Genomic DNA, 25,909 nt, shown 5'->3' with positions numbered 1-25,909 from the left:
CTGCCCGTCAATCCTTCTCGCCAAATAAGCGCCAGGCAATCTTTGAGAAAATATATACAAATAGTAATAACAGGACGGAAATTGCTGCTGCATAGCCCATCTCATAGCGGATAAATCCATAATCCTCTAAGTGGTTAACCATTAATTGACCGGCGTACTGTGGCGTCGGGTTGGCACCAGACAAAGCTACACCAATAGCACCTGCTTGGAAAGTACCTACAACCGCCATAACTGCACCGAACAACATTTGAGGCTTCATAGATGGAATAGTGATATAGATTATTTCTTGGAACCTATTTTTTATCCCGTCAATATAACCAGCTTCATAAATTTCTTTATTGATGTTTAAAACACCAGATAACATGGCAAGGAATCCAACTCCCATGCTTCCCCATAACGTAACCACAATCATGATAGTCATCAGATGATCTGGGGATTGCAGCCATTGTATCGGCTCAAAGATAATCCCGATGGTGATAAGAATACTATTTAAGTATCCAGTTTGGTCCCCACTAAAAATGATGGTCCAAACTACAGCCATTGCAATACCTGCAGTCATGGATGGAGAGTAAATAATCAATGCCAGAATAGTTCTTGGCAACCTAGAGATTTGTGCTAGCATCCATGCCAGTATGAAGGATAAAACATATCCTCCCGGTCCGACAATAACTGCAAACATTAACGTATTCGGTAGGACTCGTTGCATAAATACCTCATCCTGAGTCAAAACACTTACGTAGTTAGCTAGTCCGATAAATGATGGCATTTCAATGGCATTGAAGTACGTAAAAGATAATAGAATCGCCACAACTACCGGAATTATAATAAAGGTAAAGAAAAAGATTAAATATGGTGCAAGAAAGATTGATGTACTTGCATGCTTTTGAAGGCTACTCCTCATTTTCTTCCACCCAGCTTTCTACTTGTTCAATCGTTGGAATTGGATAGGTTTTAACTACTCTTCCATTTTCCATATATCCGAACTCTTCCATTTTTCGTCTCATTTCACGATCAATCGTCACTACCGCATCATCCACGGCAGAACGAGTATTGTCACCGTCAAATACAACCTTATTCCAAATATTACTAATTTCACGTTCTACCATATAAGTATATGGGGTTTTTGGTACTTCTTTTAAATACTCCCATTGCTCTAACACAATTTCCTTATGCTCTTCAGGCCAAGGAAGCTGCTTAAAAGCATCCAAATTGGCTGTATTCCACATATAGGATGGACCATACCTAATTTGCAGTGTTGTAGCAAAGTCGATTTGTGTTTCTGTGGACATCCACCACTTCAACACTTCCCATCCTTCGTCTTTCTTAACACTTCCATCAAAAATCATGCCAGATTGACCAGAGCCTGTTGCCCATCGATCTATTGTCCCATCCTCTTGCTCAATACCAGGATGAAGGGAAATATCCCACCAACCAGAAATTTCAGGTGCAGCTGCTGTTAGCTCTACGTATGTCTGGAAGTTAGATACCCCAATTGGTAGCGTAGAATAACGGAAGTGATTATAAAAGTTTGGTACTTGCAAAGGTGTGCTATAAATCGTATTTAAGTCGGTCATTAGCTGAATGCCGCGAACCGTTTCGTCACTATCAATGGTTGTCCCCATTCCATCTTCTCTGTAGAGGTCTCCTCGTTGTTGATAAATAAATGGAGAGGTTGCCTGGAATGGTTTAAATGCTACTGCTCCCGCAATCGGAGTATAGTAATTCAATCCAAAACGCTGAAGCTCAGGAAGTATATCCACTACATCATCCCAAGTATCCGGAACTGGTAAGTTTAAAGCATTTAAAATATCTTTACGATAAAACTGTACAAAGAAATCCTGTGTCTCAGGTAAACCGTACACTTCATCATCAATAATCATCGGTAAAAATGCTCCAGGTGAAAAGTGAGCAAGTGTTTCATTAAAATCATCAAACTGTCTTAGGTCATACGCAGCTCCACGAATCGCAAGCTCATAAGGAAGCCAGCTACTGATTCCGAGTGCTAAGTCCGGCTGACTGTTCGCAGCATTTGCAAGGATTAATTTTTGCTCAGAAGGCATGATGGAAAACCTTACTTTTATCCCTGTTTGAGGGGTGAATTGCTGATCCACCATGTTTTGCATTAATTCCACATACTGCCGAGGTCTGTTTACCCATACGTCAACCACATCATCATCCACTTTTTCTGTTGCGAGAGTGTTAGACTGGAAGGAGTGAAAAAACTTCATCACCGATTCTTTTGACTTTGCAAAAAAACCTAGCTCTGGGTTTGGTAGTTCTTCGTCACCATGAATATATATTCGATCCATAAATAATGGCTGTTTTTTCAAATCCAATGTTGCATTCCCAAGTAGCTGTGCAACGGAGCTTGAACCTTCTGAAAGCTGTGTTAAGCGAGATGGAATTTCATCTGGTTTTGCCGCAAGCGCACGCAATCTTTCCACTGCAATCTGCAAGGAAACCACTTCCACCGACTCTTTTCCTTTACTCAACTCAAGTAAATATTCACTTTCCGTTTCAAGTTTATCTGCCCACCCTGATAATTGTCCTTCAATTTCAGGAAGGTACTCCGTAATTCTCCACCCACGTGAGCGATCTTGGTTATTACCTGTTAATCGTTTAATGGATAATGAAAGCTCCTCTATGCCCTTCATGACAGCATCCATTTCAAACAAGGTTCGGTTGACAGGCGATGCATCCGCCTTCAACGTCAGGGTGTTTTTCCCTTTTGTGAGATAAAAGGAGTAAGACTCCCCATCTTCATTACTCAACGTTTCATTGATCCAGCTTTTTTTCTGCTGGAACGAGTAATTCTCAACTTCTTCAAACGGTACTTCTCCGTTAATCATGACTGTTCGGAAAACCGGAAAGCCTGATTGTTTTTCCTGTAATACTTTTAAGGTTATGTGGTAATAACCATCTTCTTCTACTTCTATTTCCCAAGATGCAGACTGCCCGCTAGTTTCCCACGACTCACCACCAATTGCATTCAGTAGGCGTTGATCGCGTTTGTAAGGCACAACAGATGCATCCTGTCTATTAACAGGTCGAATGAAAGAACTGTTCTTCTTTGTTGGATGCTCAGCTTCCACCGTTACAATCCCTGTTTGGGTCATACTACCTTCTTGTTGCTTTAAATACTCTTCATATGTAGGAATCGTTCCCACACTATTTACGTATATATTTCCTAGCAGCATTTCACCACGAATATTCGAAAGGGTAATCGTGTTTTTCCCTTCATTTAAATGAAACATTAAAGGTCTAGCTTGTAAGTAACTTGAATCCTCTGCTTTTACAAAATGCCATTGTTCCATAGGAACTTGTGCTGGGATAATTTCATCACCAAAACGATCCTGTTCAAATTCATTGATGGCACTTTTCCAATCCTTAGGGAAAATAACTCGACGGCTTTCAAAGTAAGGGTACTCCCCGTTCACTTGAATAGAGCCTTCGATTGGAACGATCCCTTCTCCTAAAGGAAAATAGTCAAAGCCCAGCTCATATAAGCCCTCTACTTCGACTTCTACTTCTATGTCAATTGAATCTTGATTATCCCAAGCATAAACCTGACTTCCATACTCCTTGCTTTCATTTTCTGATTGCAACTTGTTTTCATCCATGGATAAAAAAGCAGTGGGAGGGACAACGCGCTCAAAATTTTGCGCGCTGCCTTGTCCCACTTCATTCCACTGCTCAAGGATTGATAGATAGCTAGGTTCAATGACTTGTTCGGCCACCTGCTCAGGCTTATTCTCTTCATTAGCAAAAGCGATTTGGCCCGGTACTAACAAAAGCAGTATTAATGGCCAGAACATCATCTTACGTTTCATATCTTATCTCATTCCCTTCACAGTACTAACTTCTTATTGACCAATCGCTTCTTTTCCTTCTTGGTACTTCTGATTTGCTAATTCGTTAATTTGAGACACATAATCTTCAATCTTAATTTCGCCTCTAATACTTGCGTCAATTAATGCTGAAACATTTGCATTTGGCTCATCACCAATTGCAATTCCAGTTGGTGCTTCCCATCTAGACTGTACGAAACCTGGAACTGTTTTAACTGGTTCAACAATACCGTTCTCTAGATTGTCATAAGCTGTACGCAATCCTGGTACATCTTGAATTTCAAAAAATGCATCAAGCACTTCTTGGTCCTGGGTAACAGGAAGATTGTTTACTGCCTTATCTGTTTCAACTGCTACATCTAAACGTTTTAAGTATCCTTCTTTACCGAAGCTCATCCATTTTGCGAAAAGGAAAGCTTCCTCTGGGTGTTGTGTCGATTTAGAGATTCCCATAAAATCATTAACGATAACTGTTCTTCCACCAGGAGTACCAACAAAATCCCAATCAAAATCAAGATTTGCAGCATAGTTTTCTACTGCCCATGTACCATCCCAGTTTAGTCCAATGCCACCACTAGCAAATACTTCACCAGCATGCTCACCATTGAAGTTTGCTTTTTGGTCATCAGTCAAGTTGTCATATGCATAACCATTTGTTGCAATATTATTTGTTAAGTTAATACCAGAAATAAATTCATTGCTGTCTAAGTGGTACTCTTCATCACTGAATGTGAACCAACCAATTGTTTCGTTAACAGCAGAAGGATACCAATCTACGATAGAAAACGGATGGTTTAATCCTACTACCCCACTATTTACATTTGTTAGTGAACGTACAGCTTCTGTGAACTCATCGATAGAGAAACCGTATTCAGGTACATCTAAGTTAGCTTGATTGTACAAATCTTTATTGACAAAGTAACCAAGGAAATGCTGTGCACTAGGAATTGCATACACTGCATCGTTATAAGTAGCTGAATCTCTTACTACTTGAGGAATTTTTGCAAAATCCTCATCTGCTTCTGACATTTCTGTTATATCTAATAACCAGTCATTCGCAAGTCCTGTTGGAACTTGAGAAACCATAAATACATCTGGCATTGCATTCGCACTTGCTGCAGAAGATAATGAGTTGTTCCAATCGTCTGTCGAAATGGACTCATCAATCTCAACTTTAATATTCGGATATTTCTCTTCAAACTCAGCAATCATTAAACGCTCAAGATTTTGGTCCTCTTCTGTTCCAAGAGCCCAACTTGCAAAAGTAACGGTTACTTGATCTCCTGTATTATTCTCACTGTCATTAGACGCATCATTCGAATTATTGCTGCATCCAACAATAAGCATAAATGAAGCTAGAATGGCGATCCAAGGCTTTACCAATTTCATCAACCAAACACCCCTTAAATTATTATTTTTACTTCTTGTCGAAACGTTTCAATTTGTCCATAAAAATAAAAGGGCAGATTAACCATCCTTTTTTCACTTGCCATATCCGCAATTGATACGTTTCACTAATGTCATTATACTCTCTCTTGTAAACGATTACAATCAAATTTTATAAAATTATTTATCTAGTAAGTGATATTCGAGTGAAATCAATACACGTAAGGTTGGAATCCGTTTCCTGCATTGCTAGATTTCAACAAAAAGAATCGATTCTGATTATAGAATCGATTCGATTACCTAACATAAATGGGTATTTTCTTTTTAATGCTTATGAGATTTTTCAAGAGATATTATATAACCTTTGCAAGCTCTTTTCTGCTATTAAGATCCAGTGATTTCATGCTTCTGATTTCACATCTTTTGCCATCCATATCTGTGATAATAATACGATTGGATGGCAAAACAGAAAGATGCTCGTGTATATTTCTCATCATCAGTTTTAAGTTGCCTCGATCTGTTTCCAGTTTAAATGTCCACAATCCTGGTTCTTCTTTTATAGAAAGAACCTTTGTAACTGTTGGAATAACATAACGATAGTGGAGCTCTTGCTTTAGAGCAGTTTGACTTTGTTCATCCAACTCTCCGATGTTCTTTATTACTCCTATTTCTGTATCGCCATCCCAAATAGAGATATATTCGTAAGGCTTTGCAAATGGGAAAGTACGATGAAGGGTAAGGCTTTTTATTACTTCCCCATTCGTTCTCAATTGCAGCATTCCTCCATCACTGTAAAAGAACTGAATATCTGCTGGTGGAAGGTAAGTGATATCAAAGGTTTCACTCATCATGCTTCTACTCCTTTTATTTGTGACAGCTCTTTTTGAGCCTCTACCAATTTATAATAGATTCCTTCCTTCTCAAGTAATTCATCATGTGTTCCTACTTCAGCTATCTTTCCTTTATCTATAACAACTAACCTATCAGCATTACGGAGAGTAGAGAGTCGATGTGCAATCGCAAAGGTCGTTCTTCCCTTTACTAGCCTTGATATAGCTTCCTGAATTTTTCTTTCCGTTTCTGTATCAACAGAGGCAGTTGCTTCATCTAAAATGAGAATTCTCGGATCATGCAAAATTGCTCTCGCTATTGCCACCCTTTGCTTTTGTCCTCCAGATAAGCGATGTCCCCGCTCGCCTACCTTCGTATCGTATCCATCTGCCATCTTTACTACAAATTCATGAGCATTGGCAATTTTTGCAGCCCGCATAATTTCTTCTGGTGTTGCATCCTGCTTGGAATAAGCAATATTTTCAGCAATTGTTCCATCAAATAAGAATGTTTCTTGCAGAACGACACCGATGTTTTGATGAAGCTGTTCCTGTTTTAAATCTTTAAGATCTACACCATCGAGCATTATTCTACCTTCATTCGGATCATAAAAACGAGTAATTAAATTGATTAGTGTAGATTTTCCAGCACCAGAATGTCCCACAAGACCAATCATTTCTCCTGCCTTTACATCAAGTTCAATATTTTTAATAACTGGATTATGCTTTTCGTATCCAAATGTAACATTCTCTATTTGGACTAGTCCCTCAATTCTCTCTAGGACTTTAGCATTCTTTTTATCAGGCACTTCAGCTGGTGCATCGATAATTTCAAAGATTCTGTTTCCTGAAGAAACTCCTTCTGAAACCCAGCTTAACATCTGATTAAACCATTGCAATGGTCCAAAGAACATTCCTAAGTAGGCAACAAAAGCTAACAACGTTCCAAGCGAAATATCGTCACTAATAACAGATAAGCCTCCAAAATACCAAACTAATAGCATTCCAGTCCCTGTAATAAAAGAAAAAAGCGGAAACACACCTTGCCACATTCCATCCGTTTTTATCGTTTGGCTAACGAGCGCATGATTTCCCTGAATATAACGATTCTTCTCTTGGCCTTCTTGTCCGAATGCTTTTACTACACGAATTCCTTGAAGGGCATCCCCTACAATCATATTCAGTTTATTAATGGATTGCCATTGCTTGTACCACAAATGCTGGACACGTGGCCAGATAAAAATGGAAAATAGAAGTACAATTGGTGAAGGCAGTAACGCAAACAGCGCAAGCTTCCAATTCAAGCTGAACATCATAAGAATAAGGGCAATTAATAACATTAGCTGGCTAATAATATATAGGACACCCTCTGTTAAAAATCTCCTAATCGATTCAGCATCACTGTTTACACGCCCTATAAATTGGGAGGTTTGCCTTCTATCAAAATAGCTGACTGAAAGTCGCATGAGAGATTCATAAATTTCTTTTCTAATATCCCCCATAATCTTACTCCCAATCCAAACTCCTAACACCCCATTTAAAAATTGCATAAGCGCCAACACTAATCCAGTAACTCCAAGTAATAGCACAAGGATAAGCAGAGCGCTTCCCATATCTTTTGGCTCTAGCACATCATCTACAATTATCTTTGTAATATAAGGAGGAGCTAGCTCCAAAAGAGTAGCTATAATTAAAAAAAGTATGGATAATATCACCTTTCCACGGTATGGTTTCGTAAAATCCAGTACGCGGCCAATGACTTTCTTCCTATCCACACACACCGAGCAAACTGCTGTTCCATCATCAAAAGGGCGTTGACAATTGGGACATTGCTTCGGCTGATCTTCCTTTGAAAGTTTAGGTATCTCTTCCTTTTTTGCAAGAGAGTTGATTACTCTATCAGCAATCGAGAATTTTTGCATAAATGATGAAGAAAAGCGAAGCACCACTTCCTTCCCTTGAGATTGTTCCACAATTAATGAACCAGCACCGATATATTGCTCCATTTGAGAGGAAATAATAGCAGCCACTTCAAACTTTTTTAATTTGTTTCCTTGTCGATCTAATAGCTGAATCTCTCTATCTGAAATAGCCAGCCATCTCTCTTCAAACTTCCCCGCTTCATCCATATCCGATTTTGCAAGAAAAAGCAGATTTCCTTCTATTTGTACTTGTAAATGACTTTTTTCAATTAACGACATATAGTCCCCCCTCGTTCTAAAGCTGCTTTTCAAAGAATTTCAGCACAGGTTGAATATGCTTATCCCAATAACCCCAATCATGTCCGCCTGGTCCTTCCTCATATGTAAGGTCCAGTCCTGCATTTAGACAATGATCACGAAAGCGGATATTCGCCTCATAGTTATGATCTTCCGTTCCACAGCATTGATACAATTTTGGTCCAGGTCCCTTAATATTGGAGACTAGATGGTACAGATCATCATCGCTACCTAGAATTGGTCGATTACCAAATATATAGTTAAAATCTCTAGGAAAAGCAGGAAGCCTTTCATTGATATCAAGAGAGCCTGACATACTAGCTGCAGCTGCAAATTTCTCAGGATTTCGTAACGCTACCTTGAATGCTCCGTATCCACCCATTGAAAGGCCAGCTATAAAGTTTTCCTCTTTTTTATCTGAAAGTGGGAAGAAGCTTTGCGCAAGGGTTGGTAGTTCTTCACTTACATAAGTATAAAAATCATAGCCGTGCTCCATATCAGTGTAAAAACTTCTCCCCGCAGCAGGCATAACAACCGCCCACCCAAGTGCTGAGGCGTACCTTTCAATGGAAGTAAATCTTGACCAAATGGTATGGTCATCGGAAAGTCCATGAAGCAAATAAAGCGTTGGCTGTTTCTGTTGTTTTATTTTAGAAGCGACCCCAATCTGTGAATTCGGCTGAGGTAAAAAAACGGTCATTGAAGTTGAACACTGCAAAGCCTCTGAAAAAAAATCACACGTAATTCTAGCCAAGATTCTCACATCCCTAATTAATAATTATTGAAACGTTTCGACTTTTTCCATTATACGAGCAGTTGAATCCGCTTTCAATACTTTTGTTAAAAACTTCTAGTTTGTCGAACGTATGTTCTTTACTTTGCAATTTACTTTCTATATAATCAAGAGGTAGTACACATTCAAACAAAAGGAGTGTTGAACTTGAATCAAGCGGTACCTTACTTATCTTTTAATGGAAATGCAAAACAAGCTTTGGATTACTACAAAGAAGTTTTTGAAGGTGAAATTACCCTATTTCAAACTTTTGGAGAAGCAGATTTTCCAACACCTCCGGAAGCAGAAAACAGAGTAATGCATGCCCGTTTCCAAAAAGGCAACCTACTTTTAATGGCATCCGACAGCTTTCCTGGACAAGATATACAAGTGGGTAACAACGTCTCACTCTCTATTGAAATAGAAAGCGAAGAACAAATTAACACTTTATATGCGCGCCTTACTGAAAAGGGCAAAGTACTAATGGAGCTTCAAGACACTTTCTGGGGTGCTAGATACGGTAGTGTAGAAGATCCCTTTGGTGTGAAATGGGATCTTAATTATACGAAAAAGCAATAGAATGAAAAACGCTTCGAGAGTTGTGATAGCTCTTGAAGCATTTTTTTATGGCCTGATTGATTTTTTAGGAAAAGTACCGTTTATAAAAGGCAGTTTCCGCAAACTTTGTTGCTTTACGAATTTTTTTATTTACTTGGAATAATCGTTAACGTCGTGCTCTTTTCCAACAATTTAGGTAAAGTATCAGGGGAATTTTTTACGTAACATCTAAGTAAAAAGTCCAGAAACGTGACTTCTTACGGGTTACTAGCAACAATCATTAAGAAAAGAGCCTAATATAAAAAGGTAATCAAGCATCCTGCAAAGTTATGTTTGAAAGGTTGCATATGTTGCACCAATTTGTGCAAAGGAGGGTATTTGACTTTGGCAGCAACTTTATGATGATGATATTTCGTTCACTCTTCTCGGGGAATTTTGTCTTCATCAGCTTTATGATGACTTTTTCCCCCTCTTCTAGAGGAGTTTTTGTCTTCATCAGCTCTATGATGACATTTTCCCCTCTTCTCGGGAAGTTTTTGTTTTCATCAGTTCTATCAACACCTTTATTCTACGCATCCGATAGGTTTTTCTTCTTACCCTCTCCACACCTAAGCTAAAACGTTTTGACTAACTTCACCTATGATTCGTAAATCATTTTTTTCGTCATCCCACCATCAATAGTGATGTTTTCACCATTGATGAAGTTGTTTTCCTTGTCTGTTAAATACAAGCAGGCTTTTGCTATATCAGAGGGCTTTCCGACTCTATTGGATAGGTGTTGGGTATGATCTTTTTCACGAAGCTCTTCATAGTTCTCTGTTTGAATCCAACCCGGGGAAATAGCATTTACGGTAATATTGGAGTCACTTAAGGAAGCAGCCAATGCGTGTGTGAGTGCGACTATACCACCTTTTGTAGCTGCATATGCTTCTGAATGGTGCTCTGACATTGCAGCTCGAGTAGAGGCGATATTTATGATTGCTCCGCCGTTTTTCATGTGTTTCGAAGCTTCTTTTGAACCTAGAAAAACACTGCGTAAATTCGTGTTAATAATGTCATCCCAAGCATTCAGTGTTAAATCATGTATGGGTGTGAATGTTGAGACACCAGCGTTATTAATGAGAATGTCTATTTGTTTAAAATGTTCCATCGTGATAGACATAAGCCGTTTGATGTCCTCTTCTTTACGGACATCTGTTTGGACGAATAAGGATTGGTTACCAAGTTCTTGTTCAAGCTTTTGGCCAGCTTTATAATCCAGATCTGCAAGAATGACATTTGCGCCATTTTCTACATAAGCTTTTGAAATGCCTTTACCAATTCCATTTGCTGCACCGGTGACAATGACTGTTTTATTATGAAAATCCATTCGCTGTCCTCCCTTAATAGTCTTTGTTTGAGCAGTAGTGTTTGTCAAATGCAAAAAACGAAGGGAATCGCCCTTCGCTTTTTACAAAACTTTCCCTAAGAATGCTTTTGTTCTTTCGTGCTGTGTATTTCCAAAAAGTTCGGACGGGATATTTTCCTCGACTATGTAGCCACCATCCATGAAGATGACGCGATCTCCTACTTCACGGGCAAAGCCCATTTCATGAGTGACAACGACCATTGTCATTCCTTCTTCTGCCAGCTGTTTCATAACTGCAAGTACATCTCCAACTACCTCTGGGTCTAGTGCGGAAGTAGGCTCATCAAAAAGCATGATTTTAGGATTCATCGCTAATGCGCGAGCAATGGCAACACGTTGTTTTTGCCCACCTGAGAGTTCGCCAGGATAGCTGGCTGCTTTTTCCCTAAGACCTACTTTATCAAGAAGAGCAAATGCCCTTTCTTTTGCTTCAGCTTTACTAATTCCTTGAATTTTTATTGGTGCTAACGTAATATTCTCTAAAACCGTTTTATGTGGAAAAAGATTAAACTGTTGAAACACCATCCCGACTTCTTGTCTTATTTTATTGATATCCAGCTTTTTGTCGGTAATATCCTTCCCGTTGACTACCACCTGACCACCAGTAATATCTTCTAATCGGTTTAAGCAACGCAGAAACGTACTTTTTCCAGATCCAGACGGACCGATTACACAAACTACTTCCTTCTCTTTAATTTCTGCATTAATATCTTTTAAAACTTCCAGATTACCAAAGGATTTCTGCAAATTCTTTACTTGAATGATACTCATCGAAGTTCAAATCTCCTTTCGACAAAGCTTGCTAGCATGGACAATAGGTAAATGATAATGAAATAAATGATTCCTACTGTTAGCCAAATAGTAAAAGCCTGATAAGTTGCAGTGGCTTGTATTTGTCCTCTTTGCGTTAAGTCGGCAATACCGATAATAGACAATAATGACGTGTCTTTTAAACTGATAATGGATTGGTTTGTGATAGTAGGTAACATTCTACGAAATGCTTGAGGCAGGATGATATGCCTCATCGTTTGAACACTGTTAAGTCCAAGTGAGCGCGCTGCTTCTGATTGACCTTTATCAATAGATTGTATGCCCGCACGAATTATTTCTGAGAAATATGCACCAGCATTGATTGCCACAGTCACGATTCCTGCGGTTGTATTATTCATGGAAATGAATGATAAAGTATTTAAACCAAAGTAGATAAAGAATAACTGAACGATAAAGGGGGTTCCACGAATGGCATCTACGAAAATTTTCGCAATCCAATTAAGTATTTTCAGTGGAGCTAAACGCATTAAAGCAACGACTAACCCAATGATGAATCCAATTATTATTGCAATGAAAAAGATATAAATTGTTACTTGTAAGCCATCCATTAAATATGGAAAGGCAGCTTTAACAACATCCATCTGTACATCTCCTTTCAATAACTCTTTTTATGTAAAGATTGGTGAGTACATGCTAAAAAGTGACGAAAGCAACAAGCGTGGGAATCACTTCAATAAAAATATAGCGCGCAAAGCACGCTATACTCTGTATTCATGTAATTATTCACCAAGGTATTTATTTAATATTTCGTCGTATTTTCCACTTTCACGAAGGTTTTCTAGCCCTGTATTTATTTTTTCAAGCAGATCCGCATTTTGTCCTTTTAAAACTGCTATTCCATACTGATCACCATTCAGCCTATCTCCAACTGTTTGAAGGCCAAGATCATTTTGAGCAATAGCATAAGCGATAACTGGATAATCCTCAATAAGAGCGTCTGCGTTTCCGTTTGCTACTTCCTGGAACATGGCAGGACTGTCATTAAATTGAACTATTTCAAATCCGTATTCATCTGCACTGTTTTGAGCAAACGTTGCACCAGTCGTACCAGTTTTAACTGCAACTTTTTTACCTTCTAAATCTTCAATTGCTTCAATATCTGTTGTATCATTTTTTACAACTAGTGTTAATCCGGCTTCAAAGTATGGATTAGAAAAATCCACCACATTTTTTCTTTCCTCGGTAATACTCATACCAGCAATCGCCAAATCCAATTGTCCAGCTTGCATTGCGGGAATAATTCCACCGAAATCCATAGGGTTAAAGTCAATTTCAAATCCTTGGTCTTCTGCAATAGCAGTAATTAAATCAATATCAATTCCAGTGTATTCTCCATCTTTTTCAAATTCAAAAGGTGGATATGTAGTGTCAATTCCGACTCGATATGTTGTTGCTTCCCCATCACCATCACCACTGCCATTGCCAGTAGTACCATCATTGCTAGTACCACATGCGGCAATAATGAGAGTAAGAATAGAAAATAATGTTATGATGCTAAATTTCTTCATACAGTTTCCTCCCAAGTGAATTTATTATATAACACAAACTCCAATATAACATATTTCTAAAATTTCTGCCGAGGCAGACCTCATACACATTACCTAAATACTTTTATCCTATTTTTTCAAAAGATAAACATTTTTTTAAGAATAAAATTAGTATGTGTATAAATCGAGAAAGCTATAAATGATAAAACTTTTTATTTTATCTATTCAATCGGGTAAAAACTCATATGTCTCTATTATGAAAAAGAGGCTTAGAAAGAATCTATTTAAGCACTTTTTTGAGCGTTAGAATTTGGGTTTATTGTTTTATTTTTTCGTATTATCAACCAAATGGTGAAGATACAACTATTAAAGAGAGATAAAATAATATGGACGAAAGAAAAATTCCGAATAAGCTAATTTCACCCATTGTGAATACAACAGCAAATAACCCTGCACTTATTAATGATCCTACTAAAATGGCTAAACCAATCCAAATCATTGTTTCAAAGAAATACAACTTATATATATGCTTCACTTTCCAACCAATGTCTAAAAATGTTTTTATTTCTTTATTTCTTAGAGTTAACAAGGAAATGATACTCTCTATTAAAGTAACACCCGCCAGGAAGTAAGAACCTATAACCAACATGTATTGCCATTCGCTAATTTGGATGTTAATAAATTCACCTAGTAATGTTAAGTTTGTTCGTTCCGTTGTAGCCATTAGCGATAGATAAACAAAAGAAGAGAGTGCCGTTACCATACTTATTTGGATAAATGGGGAACGCACAACATGAAGATAAAATGAAAAACCTTTCAATACTAAAAATTTACTCTTTCTTAATCCAGTACTCATCTTTGAGCTAAGAACCGCTTCTTTTTCTAATTGATTTATTTTAACGAAAATTATTATTGATAAAAAGATAATCGAAAAAACGATTGCTAGTAAAAAATACAAAGCTACATTGATTGAAAAGGCATATTTCCATTGAATGATCAATAAACCTATCATCCCTGCAATGGTAGATAATAGAATCAGACTGATCATTTCTGCTATGGACAAACGTACTATTTCCTTTTTTTTTCAACCTAACTGCTGATAAAGCTTAAAATCATCAAATTGAACGGTTTGCCAAAAACTCATTCGATTTGCTAAATACGTAATGGCGAAAAATAAAAACGATATTGCTAGGACAGCATTTGTAACATTCCATTCACTAATTATGGTTCCGGCAGCGCCTAAGGTTGTCCACGACTCCTCCACTTCCCCAATATTCTCCACTACTATGTTTAGTTTCTGTGGCGAAGCTCCAGCGATGGTGGAAACATGAAGTCCCATATTCTCTATTTCTGAGGCTATATGTTTAATTAGGAGATTTGCTTCTTCATTATATGTACTCAATCCAGCAACTTTTACACGGATAGCATCAATCGGCTTGTCACCCTTCGTCATCCCTTCTGAATGGAAGGTTTTGAGTAGATTTAAGATAATCTCTCTATTGTCAGCATCTAAATTGCCCGTGGGCTCGTCACACAGCAATATTTTTGGTTCATTTAATAGTGCTCTAGCAATTACCGTACGCTGCTTCTCTCCTCCAGATAATTCATGAGGTAAATGGTTTACTCGATGTTTCATATTTAATCTCTCTAATAAAGTTAAGGACTGCCTTTCTAATTCCTTTTTACTTTTATATGGCCAATTTGGAATCATGACGTTTTCTAATACAGAATATTGATCAAATAACCGGTAATGCTGATAAATGAATCCACAAGTGTCTCTACGAAAGGATTGACGCTGTTCATCAGAAAGGTTTGAAAATTATGACCATCAACAAAAATTTCCCCAGATGTTAATGGTATGTTTCCACTGATTACATTTAATAGGGTTGTTTTCCCAGAACCGGACGGGCCTAAAATGGTTACCCATTCCCCTGTTGATACTTTCAATGATGCGTCTGATAAAGCTTGAACAGTGGATGAGCCAGCATAGGAAACAGAAGCATTATTCAATTGAATTATTTTATAACTCTCCCAAAATAAACAGGTTTTATTGAGATAGAAACCTGTATCTAACTTTTCAAACAAAGACTCGAAACTCATTACCAAAAAAAACCAAAATCTATATTTGTTTTATTTTCTCGAATTTTGTATTTTCTGTCAATATTTTTATGAATTCATGTAACCGAAAAGGCTAAAAAAATAAAGCAAAAATTCTCCATTTCGGAGAATTTTTACTTTATCGTTTTTTATTAAAAGTATGGAGACGGTGGGAGTCGAACCCACGTCCAGAAACATCGCCACTTAAGCATCTACGAGTGTAGTCGATATATTAGTGTTTCGCTGTCAGTTCTGCCTATCGACTGGCATCCTTGCAGCTAGCCTGATTGTTCTCTTCCTTGGACCTCAGACGGCGATCTCCGGCGTAGCCCACTAAGAGTGAGTCCCTGATCCTACCACATGGGCGATGGAGGGAGGAACCGCATTAGACTGTTATTAAGCAGCTAAAGCGAAGTTGTTGTTTTCTTTGCCAGTTATTATTGGCGTTGACGTTGATGACGAGGCCGATCCCCCCGACTCGCAACCTAAGCTCGAACTATCCCTGTCGAATCCGTAACGTCCCCTCGATAAAAATGTCTCTGTTGAAGTTTAAATCAACAAAGTACCGAGGTGTTAACGGGAAGATAATCAAGCCGAAAAGTTGGCTATTCAGTTATCAGGTTGTCACTCTGTCTATCAGCGACAAATTCATTATAGCATATTCCTAACTGACTTTCCAATTGTAAGTTACTGTAAATAGAGCTATATTAACCCTTTTGACGTTCTCGGAATGCTCGTTCTATATCGCGTTTTGCTTCTTTCTTTTTAAGGTCTTCACGCTTATCGTATTTCTTTTTCCCTTTTCCGAGCCCTAATAAAAGTTTTGCATAACCGTTCTTCAAATAGATTTTCAACGGAACAAGTGCATATCCTTCTTCTTTTGTTAGTCCAATCAATTGATTGATCTGTTTACGGTGAAGTAATAGCTTACGGGTACGAAGTGGATCATGATTATAACGGTTTCCTTGTTCATACGGACTAATGTGTAAGTTATGTAAAAATACTTCCCCGTTTTGGACACGTGCAAAGGAATCCTTTAAATTCACGCGGCCACCACGTATGGATTTTATCTCAGTTCCTTGTAACACCATACCCGTTTCATATGTTTGCTCGATAAAATAATCATGGTTGGCCTTCTTATTCGTACTGACTACCTTACCTTCTCCTTTTGGCATCGTTATTTTCCCCCTTTCTTTATCTTTAGCGGTAGTGAATATTTTACCAAAACCTTATCGTTCCTACAAGAAAGAAGAGCCTCCTCCATATTAAGGCTCCTCTTCTGAATCATTTATTAACGTTTTTTCTTTTTACGTTTCTGTTTTGGTGCATTTTCAAAAAATGCTTTCTTCTTTTTCTTCTTGTTTGGATTTTGCGTGGACCATCCAATCTCAAAGGTGTAATCATCAATGTCGCTTTCCGCTTTTTTCTTTTGACTGCGTCCTTTTGCCGGTTTTTTGCGATCACTTTGAATGACTCGTGGAGCTGCCTGCCTATCAGGACGTCGTGTTCCCTTCATTCCTACTACTTCAAAATCAATGGAACGCTCATCCTTATTCACATTGATTACTCGGACTGTAATTTCGTCTCCAATGCGATATACCTTCCCAGTTCGCTCACCAATCATGGCATAGTGACGCTCATCGTATCTATAATAGTCATCTGTCAGATAGCTTACATGGACAAGTCCCTCAATTGTGTTAGGAAGTTCCACAAACATCCCGAAGTTCGTAACGGAGCTTATGATACCATCGTACTCTTCGCCGATTTTATCCAGCATGTACTCGGACTTTTTCAATTCATCTGTTTCACGCTCAGCATCAACAGCACGACGCTCCATGTTAGAAGAATGCTCTGCAATTTCAGGCAACTTGTCTCCCCATTTTTCTTGGGTCTTCGCATCTAATTTCTTGTCTAAAAGATATGTGCGAATAAGACGATGAACAATCAAATCTGGATAACGACGGATAGGTGAAGTGAAATGGGTATAGTAATCAGTCGATAATCCAAAGTGTCCAATGCTTTCTTCATCGTATTTTGCTTGTTTCATGGAGCGAAGCATAACGGTGGAAACCACCATTTCTTCGGGCTTCCCTTGAACTGCTTCAATGACCTCTTGCAAGGCACGTGGATGAATTTCGTTTCCTTTCCCTTTTACCACATATCCGAAGTTAGTGATAAATTCAAAGAATCGCTGCAGCTTTTCTTCTTTAGGATCCTCATGGATACGATAAATAAACGGTACATTCATCCAATGGAAGTGCTCTGCCACGGTTTCATTGGCAACTAGCATAAATTCTTCAATTAATTTTTCAGCTACAGAACGTTCCCTTAAAACCACGTCTTTTGGAGTGCCTTCTTCGTCTACAATTACTTTTGATTCCTTAAAATCAAAGTCAATGGCACCGCGCTTCATTCGCTTTTCTCTAAGAATGGCAGCTAACTTTTCCATCATTTGAAACATCGGCACTAATGCTTCGTAACGAGAGATTACTTCTTCCTCTTTATCCACTAGAATTTTATTTACATCTGAATAGGTCATACGTTCTGTTGTTTTAATAACACTATCAAAAATCTCATGCTTAACGACCTCACCAGAAGCATTCAATTCCATTTCACATGACATCGTTAAACGGTTTACTTTTGGATTTAAAGAGCAAATCCCATTAGATAGTCGATGTGGAATCATCGGAATTACCCGGTCCACTAAGTAAACACTTGTACCACGATCCATTGCCTCGATATCAATCGGAGAACCTTCTGTTACATAATGAGTAACATCCGCAATATGAACGCCGAGCTTATAGTTTCCATTATCAAGCTGTGTAACAGTAACCGCGTCATCCAAGTCTTTTGCGTCTGCTCCATCAATCGTGACAATAACCTGATCACGTAAGTCACGACGGTTGCCAATCTCATTCTCCTCTATTTCATCTGGCACACTATTTGCTTGATCCAGCACCTCTTTTGGGAACTCTTGCGGTAATCCATGCTTATGAATAACCGAGAGAATATCTACACCTGGGTCATTTTTATGTCCTAGGATTTGAAGAACTTCCCCTTCTGCACTTAGACGACCTTCTGGATACGTAACGAGCTTCACAACTACTTTATGGCCATCCACTGCTCCATTGCTGGCTTCTTTTGGAATAAAAATATCGTTCGCAATCTTTTTATCATCCGGTATAACAAAACCAAAGCTCTTACTTTCAGTGTATGTACCTACGATTTCTTTTACAGCCCGCTCAACAATGCGAATGACAGTACCTTCCTGACGCGAATCGCCAGCTGCCTTCTTGCTCACCCGAACAAGCACAATATCACCATGCATCGCATTATTCAATTCATTCGGCGGAATGAATACATCATCCATCTCTTTATCCTCAGGCATTACAAATGCAAAACCCTTAGAATGCCCTATTACTTTTCCCTTCACCAGGTTCATGCGCTCTGGCACACCATAGCGATTACTGCGGGTTCTCACAATAAGACCTTGATCCTCCATATAAACAAGCGCTTTAACAAATTCCTTAAACTCCTCAGAGCCTTCAATTCCAAATGCTTGCTCCAACTCCTGCGTCGTCAATGGCTTATACGCCTCTTCCTTCATATAGGACAATAACTTATCTACATGTTGTTGAATGTGTTCTTCCATTTTACTATCCCTCCTCTTTAAGTAGGTTAATTTTTCGGTCATACCGTTTTTTGCTGTTCTAACTGAACTGGCACTTTCCGCTTTTCTCATTGTCCAGCTCCAGCGCCTAGCCCCTCGAGGTCATATGCTTGTCGGGGCTGACCAAGGCGCTTCCACTTTTCTTAGTATCACCAATCTAGTGATTCTAAAAACTCATAAACATCCTCATGCAGTTGTTCCCGCTCCTTATCAAGCGTGATTACATGGCCTGACTCTTCGTACCATTTGATTTCTTTGTTGGTTGACTCCACTTCGTTATAAATAATATTGGCACTGTCCGTATTTATCATGTGGTCGTGACGTGCTTGTACGACAAGTGTTGGTGAGTAAATCATATCTACATTATTACGGACAACCGCAATTAGTCCCTGCAAGGCCTTTAAGGTATTCATCGGCGATTTTTCAAATTCTTTCATCTCTTGGTTAATTTGTTCCGCACTTTTTCCTTCTCTACGCTTAAACTCGCGAGCATATTCCAACACACCTTTATACATAACCTCTTCACTTTTAATGTACATTGGTGCACACATAGGCACAATACCCTTGACTGGTACGGTGTAACCCAACTTCAATGAGAAAACCCCACCAAGGGACAACCCTACAACTGCAATACTGTCATGTCCTTTGTCTTTTAAAAATTGATAAGCTTCCATTACATCCTGCCACCAATCTTCAGGACCTGTATGTACTAACTCTTCAGGCGGTACCCCGTGCCCCTTATACTGTGGCGCATGACAAGTATAACCCCTTTTTTCAAGAAACCGCCCCATCATCCGAACATCTGCTGAGTTACCGGTAAACCCATGTAACATTAATACCGCGCGTTCGCCACCTTCAAACGTAAAAGGTTTCGGTAATTTTACTTTCATCACAATTGAACATCCTTTCTTTCTTCTATATATAATATATGCTTTTTTTAGTTTTAATATCAGATAGGGAAACTCCAAGGGATTATTTTACCATATCGTAGTTGTAATAGCTTTAATATAGGTTTGTAAACGCATTTCGTATGGAGGTTCACCTTTATGAGGGTCGTTTTGTAAAGATGAATGTTTCGTACTAGGGAATCGACAAAAATATTATTTTCATTTTTAATTATTTCTTCATAAAAACTGGATTTAAGTTATGAGATTTTGTGTTTTTTTAGCTTCATAATCAATAAAAACAGTATTTTGTTCTTACAAAAGCTTTTTTAAAAAAATTTTACCCATTCGACATCAATCAGCAACATTCCATTATTATATAAAATATAATAAGCTTAGGATTTATGAAGGACAATCGTATTAATACTAAAGTTATATCTTTAACAAATTAATACAACAGTCAAAGGCAAACTTGTTGAAAAACAAGGACGCAAAGTCAACAGATCTAAGGTTGTAAAAGTGTTCAAATATCTTTTACTAATTAAGATGGCTGGGCTGCCTGAAATACCAAAGTATTTTAGGAGGGAAAAGGATGGAAAAAGTTACGATTAAGTTGACTGAAGATTTAGATAAAGAGTGGGTAGAGCTAATAGGTAGTGCACTTGAATTAGGGATATCATCTGATGAAATCAGAGAATTTTTACATAATAAAGGGAAATACACATTCAAATAACTTTTTATTATAGAAAATCAAGTATTTTTGTTCTAAATATCTAACAAACCCTTCGTTATATGCTATAATATGCATGATAGGAAGGTGAAATCCATGATTGGTGAACGAATCAAAAAATATCGCGAACAACGAAAAATGTCCATGTCAGAATTAGCAGAACGTGCTGGTGTGGCAAAATCCTACCTTAGTTCCATCGAGCGGAACCTACAATCCAACCCTTCCGTTCAATTTTTGGAAAAAGTCTCAGGTGTTTTAGGTGTAGCAGTTAATACGCTCTTACATGACGAGAAAGATGCACATGCTAAAGAAAACCTAGACTATGAATGGGCAATCCTTGTAAAAGAGGCCATGGATTCCGGGGTTACAAAAGATCAATTTAAAGAGTTCTTAGAATTTAATAAATGGAAATTTAACCAAGAAAAAAAATAATCGCTGACTTCGGTCAGCGATTATTTTTTATATTTCCATTGGCTTGAAGTATGTGGACAATATTTTTAGCGGATAGAAGAGAGATAATTATTACATAACATTTGCCAATACCGGATATTTGCCGACCTACTAAACGACTTCCAGCTAATTGGACAAACTTTTTGTACATTAATTTCTCCCTCATTATATAAGTGTGTGTAGTATAGATTGGACAATATTCATGATACCGGAAGATTAGTTGGTTCTTTTATCTAATTGGTTTGCTTCAACATCAATAGAGAAGTCTAATTTCGCATTTTGATACTCATTACCTGCAGTCTGTTTTAAACTAGTTCCAAATAGGACATGTACATAATGCTGACGATTAATAATTTCACCAAATAGAATTCCTTTTTCCATTACTTTAACAGGGTCGTGGGAAAGTGCTGACACGGATTGTGTTGATGATTGCTCAAGTTGCGCTTCAATGTACTCTGCACTTACTATTGCAGCCACTGGAGTATCACCAGAGTTTTCTAATGTCGTTTCCAAAGTTTTCACGTCTTCTTCTCCATCAATTACAATAATCTCCATTTTAGCTCCATAGAATCTTTGCATCATCTTTTCGAATTCAAGTTGGGACATGTCATCTTCCTCTAAATATTCCCTTAACGAAGTATGAATGAAATCTGCATCCTGAACCCCACCAGCATCTCTATTAAAAACAAACAACACCGTAGATTTATATTGAGAGAAATTAATATCCGAAGAATCACCAAATAGTTTCCCAGTAAAATTGGCATTTAAGCTAATTTGGCGTTCTGTACTATTGTTAGTGATCGTCTTCCACTCCTCTGCAATTTGGGAGCGACTTGGGGCTAGATAGCCAGAAGAATAATCAAAGCTTGCTTGACCACCGCCTACAATCTCTACAACTGCATTTCGTACTTGACCCGTAGCTTCTGTACTATCTGTAAACCATGAGTAAGTGCCAAAACCTACTCCTGCAACTAAAACACCTGCTAAAGCTGTTCCCATTACAGCTTTTTTCACTTTATTAATATTTGCCATCTCATTATTTCCTCCCTAACCAATTTTTAAGTTCAATTGTGAAATTCTACTTCTATTACAATTCGTCCTCGTATAATGCACCGAAGTCAATCTGTTTTGCATCGATTAATACAACTGGTCTTAACGTAGCACCTTGAAGATTATTATTTGCATTTTCATCCAGCTTAATTTTCACGTCCACATGCAACTCATCTCCGTTATTAAGAGGCAAATCTTCTAAGAAATCTGCACCATTGTTGTACCATTCCCAACCATTCATCGTCTTCGTTGTGCTACCCCATGTAAAAGTAAAAGAGTACTGTGCTAGTGCTTCTTGTAAAGAGTAAGGAGCAAGGCCTTGATATGTTCCGTTACGTGGAAAAGCACGGTTCATATTTTCTGAAGTTAAGCGTTCTCCCCTGTTATTAACAACAAAAGCTAATTGTCCACGAAGTATAACATCTTCAAAAGTTGCATCTCCTCCATGATCGTTAGAGATAGTGAAATCTGTCATAACAGAACGAGATGGTGCTAATCGTGTAAATGCATCTCTTTCGAAAGTAAATTTACTAAAGCCACTTCCCTCAATTTTTAACTGAGAGTTCTGCACCTCACCTGTAACTGCAGCATGGCTAGTAAACCAAGAATATGTACCAAATCCTGCTCCTACCGCTAGTGTTCCAGCAAGTGCTGTCCCAATTAACGCCTTTTTGACATTTTTCATTTTTGCCATTTAAATACATCCCCTTTGCAAATTTGTTTTATAGTGGCAAATAGAGTTATCTCTATTTGTTGATCCCTAGTTTGAATGTGATTCTTTTCGTTTACCAATAATTCCAGTCCTTTGAAAAATTTCTATTAATAGAAAAATGAAGATTGGCACCCCTATCAACAAAATAAATCCTATTGGACCAGCAACAAACTTGGCGACGTGACCTGCACCAGGAATTATGTTTGTTTGCACACCGAGTATACTTTCTGATGTGACCATCAGCTCATCAGCAGTATTATTGTTATCACCTTTAGTAATGAATACATTTTTCCCATTTTCTACAGCTGTATCTATGATTCTATGAGTTACCAATATCCCTTCAGGGTGCTTAAAGGTAATTACATCATTCACTTTTGGAGGTTGATCTGGCTTTATCAAGATAACATCGCCAGCATTAAAATAAGGCTGCATACTATTAGACAAAATAGTCAGTGGTTTATAACCAAAGACACTCGGAACCTTTTCTATATCTCCCTTTGATTGGGAGACGAAAAAAATAACAAGTCCAGCAGCAATAGCTAGTACTATTAGAATAAGGGTGGATAAGACTTTCATTATTCCTTTAACCAATAACGCCACTCCTCTTTTTATTAAGAATATAATCGTTCCTTATTAAGAACAAAAGGTCAAAACTAAAATGATTGTTCGTTAATACTATTCAGCGTCACCGTCGGGTTCATCGGATTCTATTACTGATTCATCCTCTGACTCCGCTTTTTCTTCTTCTAGATTTTCTTCTATTTCCTCTTCATTAGGTGTTAATGCATTCTCTTCTGTCGAAACATCTTCCTTCTCAGTATCCATAATGATCTCCTGATTCTGCTGTTCTACATCTTCTTTTTCTTTTATTTCTTCTTTTATTTCTTCTTTGTTTTCAATCTCAGATCCTTGAGAAAAAGTGATGCCAAAATCCTCCTCTGTCATTAGTGAGCCATATATTTTGGTTTCTACGGTAAAATGTGAGTAAGTATCCGCAATTAGAAATGCTGAAATATAAATAGTCAAAGACAGTAATAAAAAAGAAAGTGAAAGACGTTTATTCTTTTTGAGATTAATCCCCATGGACAACACCTCTTTTTCTATGTATCTCTTTGATAGATTTGTACATCCATAACACTAAACCACCAACTAAAAACAATACTCCAACTAATAAAAATAATGTAGAATTCGTTGCTGTAATTGGTAAAATACCATTATTTTCCCTCTTCTGGAATTGGTTCTATTTCTACTATAGTATCCATTAAGGAACGTACATGTAATTTCCCATGAAGTTTAACTGATTGAAAATCATTGTTTATGTTCCGATAATCTTAAAGAATATGTAAAAGCAAGTGATTCCTTTGCAGGTAGTAAATGCAAGTTAAATGATTGCATATGATCATCATCATGATTCAAGCTTGTCCAGTCCAAGTTATAAATTTTCCCAATATGATTAATGGCTGCACTTAACTCATAAAAAAAGAGCATCTCTTTGAGCTTTAAACTATCCCATCTTTTTTTTCTATAAAGAATTGAAAATATTCCTACGGGCACATCATTTGTATTGATAAAGGTAATGGTATTTTCCTCTGTATGTCTGGAAGGAGCCATTTTCACCTAAGGAAACAGCGTAAAATGTTTTCCTAACTCCATATTAATGTCCTTCTTTTCACTTTCTTTTTGCCAGACTTGAACTCGCAAACACAAATAAAAGAGCCACACTAAATAATATATAAGTAAGCTTTTGAATCAAGTGCTCTTCACCTACTTCCAAAGCCACTTTTGTTCTTTATAAAGAACTATAACTTAAGTATAGTTTACAATTTGTTCTTAATAAATTCCGAAATAACACCATATTCACTCAATTAAGGACATTATTCTACTAAATACTCAGGATATCTCTTATTTTCACTGTTTCTTGTTTTTTATAAAGCGCACACTCCGTTCTTCATAAAGAACCAATATACAAACCTAGTTTTCTTTTTTTACAAATGTAATTACATTCACCTCAGGGGAGTTGAATAAGCGAAATTTTAAAAATGGTATCGTATCGCTGCTCCCCAAACCAGTGCTAACATATTGCTTTAAACCTCTGTAGTTCCATAAACCTTTCACTCTATCTTGAGGAGGGAAAAAGCCATTTCTGTCAATGTAGGCTTCTGGCACAAAAAATGCACCTAGAAGTGGCAATCGATACTGTCCACCATGATAATGGCCTGCCAATAGTAAATCAAAATTTCTAATTGAATAGTGGGGATCACTAAAAAGTACATCCATTCGAGAATCAGCTACTGGATAGTGATTAAGTGCTATTATTAAATCAAAAGAACGCTCTTCGAGTAATTGATTCTCCTCAAAAACGTCCAGTTGAAGTTTTACATATGGTGAATATTCCTTTTCAGATGCAGATACTTTCAAAGCTCGGATTCTCTTATCGTTAATAATGGCATTTTCAAAGTCAACAATCGCCACCTCAGAACCGCCTACTTGAAAAGGATAATTGGATGCCAAAAAGGTGACACCCCTCTCTTCCATTCCAGTAATAAACTCATTCCTTTTATAGCCTGAGCCGCTCAATATATAGGGACGTGGGTCAGAGTTACCCGAAACAAAAAGCGCATGTTCTTTGTTTTTCAACCCCTCTATCACTTGATAAAAAGGACGATAATTTTGACTAGTATTTCTATTCAACATATCTCCAGTAAAAGCTATTACATCATACTCAATAGAATTAAGCTTTTTAATTAGCCTTATCTGGTCCTTACCGAATTCCTTTTCATGCAAATCTGTCACTTGCAATATAGTAAATCCTTGTAGGTCAGCTGGAAGTGAATCAATTTCAATTTCTTGTTCTACCACTTTAATTCGATTGTTATCCCAAACTGTATAGAGGATTAATATAATAATAACGACAATCCATATTTTATTTCTAAATGAAAACAAACTAAACTCTCCAATCCAATTATTAAACTAGGAA

At 37.6% G+C, this 25,909-nt stretch carries 25 protein-coding genes, 1 other RNA gene and 1 riboswitch; of the genes, 3 read left to right on the top strand and 23 right to left on the bottom strand.

Annotation, left to right across the window (positions count from 1 at the left end; genetic code table 11):
* Positions 1-7: 7 nt before the first annotated feature.
* From LRP81_RS07765 to LRP81_RS07740, 6 genes are all read right to left on the bottom strand, one after another.
* Positions 8-901 carry a carbohydrate ABC transporter permease gene (locus LRP81_RS07765; protein WP_230500698.1) on the bottom strand — a complete coding sequence of 298 codons (894 nt, stop codon included), beginning with the start codon at positions 899-901 and terminating at the stop codon, positions 8-10.
* On the bottom strand, positions 891-3,830 hold the full coding sequence (locus LRP81_RS07760; RefSeq protein ID WP_230500697.1) for an extracellular solute-binding protein: 2,940 nt from the start codon (positions 3,828-3,830) through the stop codon (positions 891-893). Before LRP81_RS07760 ends, LRP81_RS07765 begins: the two co-directional genes overlap by 11 nt.
* Positions 3,831-3,863: 33 nt before the next feature.
* Positions 3,864-5,237: an ABC transporter substrate-binding protein gene (locus tag LRP81_RS07755; protein ID WP_230500696.1), complete on the bottom strand. Its 1,374-nt coding sequence runs from the start codon at positions 5,235-5,237 to the stop codon at positions 3,864-3,866.
* Between the two features lie 350 nt (positions 5,238-5,587).
* On the bottom strand, positions 5,588-6,082 hold the full coding sequence (locus LRP81_RS07750) for a DUF1854 domain-containing protein (RefSeq protein ID WP_230500695.1): 495 nt from the start codon (positions 6,080-6,082) through the stop codon (positions 5,588-5,590).
* Positions 6,082-8,265 (bottom strand): ABC transporter ATP-binding protein, encoded by a 2,184-nt coding sequence (locus LRP81_RS07745; protein ID WP_230500694.1) that lies wholly within the window; start codon positions 8,263-8,265, stop codon positions 6,082-6,084. The genes LRP81_RS07750 and LRP81_RS07745 overlap by 1 nt, the downstream gene beginning before the upstream one ends.
* Before the next feature lie 16 nt (positions 8,266-8,281).
* Positions 8,282-9,037, bottom strand: a complete 756-nt coding sequence (locus LRP81_RS07740) for an alpha/beta hydrolase (RefSeq protein ID WP_230500693.1) — start codon at positions 9,035-9,037, stop codon at positions 8,282-8,284.
* Between the two features lie 186 nt (positions 9,038-9,223).
* On the opposite strand from LRP81_RS07740, the gene LRP81_RS07735 reads away from it, so the two are divergent.
* Positions 9,224-9,634 (top strand): VOC family protein, encoded by a 411-nt coding sequence (locus tag LRP81_RS07735; protein WP_230500692.1) that lies wholly within the window; start codon positions 9,224-9,226, stop codon positions 9,632-9,634.
* Between the two features lie 616 nt (positions 9,635-10,250).
* Here the strand turns inward: LRP81_RS07735 and LRP81_RS07730 are convergent.
* The 11 genes from LRP81_RS07730 to LRP81_RS07685 all read right to left on the bottom strand — a co-directional run bounded on the left by LRP81_RS07730 (position 10,251) and on the right by LRP81_RS07685 (position 19,996).
* Positions 10,251-10,982 (bottom strand): glucose 1-dehydrogenase, encoded by a 732-nt coding sequence (locus tag LRP81_RS07730; RefSeq protein WP_230500691.1) that lies wholly within the window; start codon positions 10,980-10,982, stop codon positions 10,251-10,253.
* An 81-nt stretch (positions 10,983-11,063) separates the two neighbouring features.
* Positions 11,064-11,792, bottom strand: a complete 729-nt coding sequence (locus LRP81_RS07725) for an amino acid ABC transporter ATP-binding protein (protein ID WP_317987045.1) — start codon at positions 11,790-11,792, stop codon at positions 11,064-11,066.
* Positions 11,789-12,433, bottom strand: coding sequence for an amino acid ABC transporter permease (locus LRP81_RS07720; protein WP_230500690.1), 645 nt, complete (start codon positions 12,431-12,433; stop codon positions 11,789-11,791). The genes LRP81_RS07725 and LRP81_RS07720 overlap by 4 nt, the downstream gene beginning before the upstream one ends.
* A 138-nt stretch (positions 12,434-12,571) precedes the next feature.
* Positions 12,572-13,360, bottom strand: a complete 789-nt coding sequence (locus LRP81_RS07715) for a transporter substrate-binding domain-containing protein (protein ID WP_230500689.1) — start codon at positions 13,358-13,360, stop codon at positions 12,572-12,574.
* Between the two features lie 319 nt (positions 13,361-13,679).
* Positions 13,680-14,402, bottom strand: coding sequence for a hypothetical protein (locus LRP81_RS07710; protein WP_230500688.1), 723 nt, complete (start codon positions 14,400-14,402; stop codon positions 13,680-13,682).
* A 21-nt stretch (positions 14,403-14,423) separates the two neighbouring features.
* A complete protein-coding gene (locus tag LRP81_RS07705) occupies positions 14,424-15,101 on the bottom strand; it encodes an ATP-binding cassette domain-containing protein (protein ID WP_253073869.1) in 678 nt (225 codons plus the stop codon).
* A complete protein-coding gene (locus tag LRP81_RS23200) occupies positions 15,059-15,439 on the bottom strand; it encodes an ATP-binding cassette domain-containing protein (RefSeq protein ID WP_253073867.1) in 381 nt (126 codons plus the stop codon). The genes LRP81_RS07705 and LRP81_RS23200 overlap by 43 nt, the downstream gene beginning before the upstream one ends.
* 155 nt (positions 15,440-15,594) lie before the next feature.
* Positions 15,595-15,960: a transfer-messenger RNA gene (ssrA, locus tag LRP81_RS07700) on the bottom strand.
* A 183-nt stretch (positions 15,961-16,143) separates the two neighbouring features.
* A complete protein-coding gene (gene smpB, locus LRP81_RS07695) occupies positions 16,144-16,611 on the bottom strand; it encodes an SsrA-binding protein SmpB (protein WP_230500687.1) in 468 nt (155 codons plus the stop codon).
* 116 nt (positions 16,612-16,727) lie between these two features.
* Complete coding sequence (rnr, locus tag LRP81_RS07690; RefSeq protein WP_230500686.1) at positions 16,728-19,088, bottom strand: ribonuclease R; 2,361 nt, start codon at positions 19,086-19,088, stop codon at positions 16,728-16,730.
* A gap of 167 nt (positions 19,089-19,255) precedes the next feature.
* Positions 19,256-19,996 carry an alpha/beta hydrolase gene (locus LRP81_RS07685; protein ID WP_230500685.1) on the bottom strand — a complete coding sequence of 247 codons (741 nt, stop codon included), beginning with the start codon at positions 19,994-19,996 and terminating at the stop codon, positions 19,256-19,258.
* A gap of 449 nt (positions 19,997-20,445) precedes the next feature.
* A riboswitch (cyclic di-GMP riboswitch) is annotated at positions 20,446-20,553 on the top strand.
* Between the two features lie 29 nt (positions 20,554-20,582).
* Between LRP81_RS07685 and LRP81_RS07680 the strand changes: the two genes are divergently transcribed.
* Both LRP81_RS07680 and LRP81_RS07675 read left to right on the top strand, forming a co-directional pair.
* A complete protein-coding gene (locus LRP81_RS07680; protein ID WP_230500684.1) occupies positions 20,583-20,723 on the top strand; it encodes an anti-repressor SinI family protein in 141 nt (46 codons plus the stop codon).
* A gap of 93 nt (positions 20,724-20,816) precedes the next feature.
* Positions 20,817-21,152: a helix-turn-helix domain-containing protein gene (locus tag LRP81_RS07675; protein ID WP_230500683.1), complete on the top strand. Its 336-nt coding sequence runs from the start codon at positions 20,817-20,819 to the stop codon at positions 21,150-21,152.
* Positions 21,153-21,386: 234 nt separating this feature from the next.
* Here LRP81_RS07675 and LRP81_RS07670 read toward each other — a convergent pair whose 3' ends face one another.
* The 6 genes from LRP81_RS07670 to LRP81_RS07645 form a co-directional block, all read right to left on the bottom strand.
* Positions 21,387-22,202, bottom strand: coding sequence for a SipW-dependent-type signal peptide-containing protein (locus LRP81_RS07670; protein ID WP_230500682.1), 816 nt, complete (start codon positions 22,200-22,202; stop codon positions 21,387-21,389).
* A 55-nt stretch (positions 22,203-22,257) separates the two neighbouring features.
* The gene (locus LRP81_RS07665; protein WP_230500681.1) at positions 22,258-22,914 is read right to left on the bottom strand and encodes a hypothetical protein; all 657 of its coding nucleotides are present in this window, start codon (positions 22,912-22,914) and stop codon (positions 22,258-22,260) included.
* A gap of 66 nt (positions 22,915-22,980) precedes the next feature.
* Positions 22,981-23,523, bottom strand: coding sequence for a signal peptidase I (locus LRP81_RS07660; RefSeq protein ID WP_230500680.1), 543 nt, complete (start codon positions 23,521-23,523; stop codon positions 22,981-22,983).
* Between the two features lie 84 nt (positions 23,524-23,607).
* A complete protein-coding gene (locus tag LRP81_RS07655; RefSeq protein ID WP_230500679.1) occupies positions 23,608-24,015 on the bottom strand; it encodes a hypothetical protein in 408 nt (135 codons plus the stop codon).
* Between the two features lie 225 nt (positions 24,016-24,240).
* The gene (locus tag LRP81_RS07650; RefSeq protein ID WP_230500678.1) at positions 24,241-24,543 is read right to left on the bottom strand and encodes a hypothetical protein; all 303 of its coding nucleotides are present in this window, start codon (positions 24,541-24,543) and stop codon (positions 24,241-24,243) included.
* 360 nt (positions 24,544-24,903) lie between these two features.
* Entirely contained in the window at positions 24,904-25,875 is a 972-nt protein-coding gene (locus tag LRP81_RS07645) for a metallophosphoesterase (RefSeq protein ID WP_230500677.1), read from the bottom strand.
* Between the last annotated feature and the right edge of the window lie 34 nt (positions 25,876-25,909).

Origin of the sequence: Sutcliffiella rhizosphaerae (assembly GCF_917563925.1) — a bacterium.
GTDB classification, from domain to species: Bacteria; Bacillota; Bacilli; order Bacillales; family Bacillaceae_I; genus Sutcliffiella_A; species Sutcliffiella_A rhizosphaerae.
Note: the sequence above shows the minus strand (reverse complement) of the source record. Positions and strands in the feature narration are given on the sequence as shown.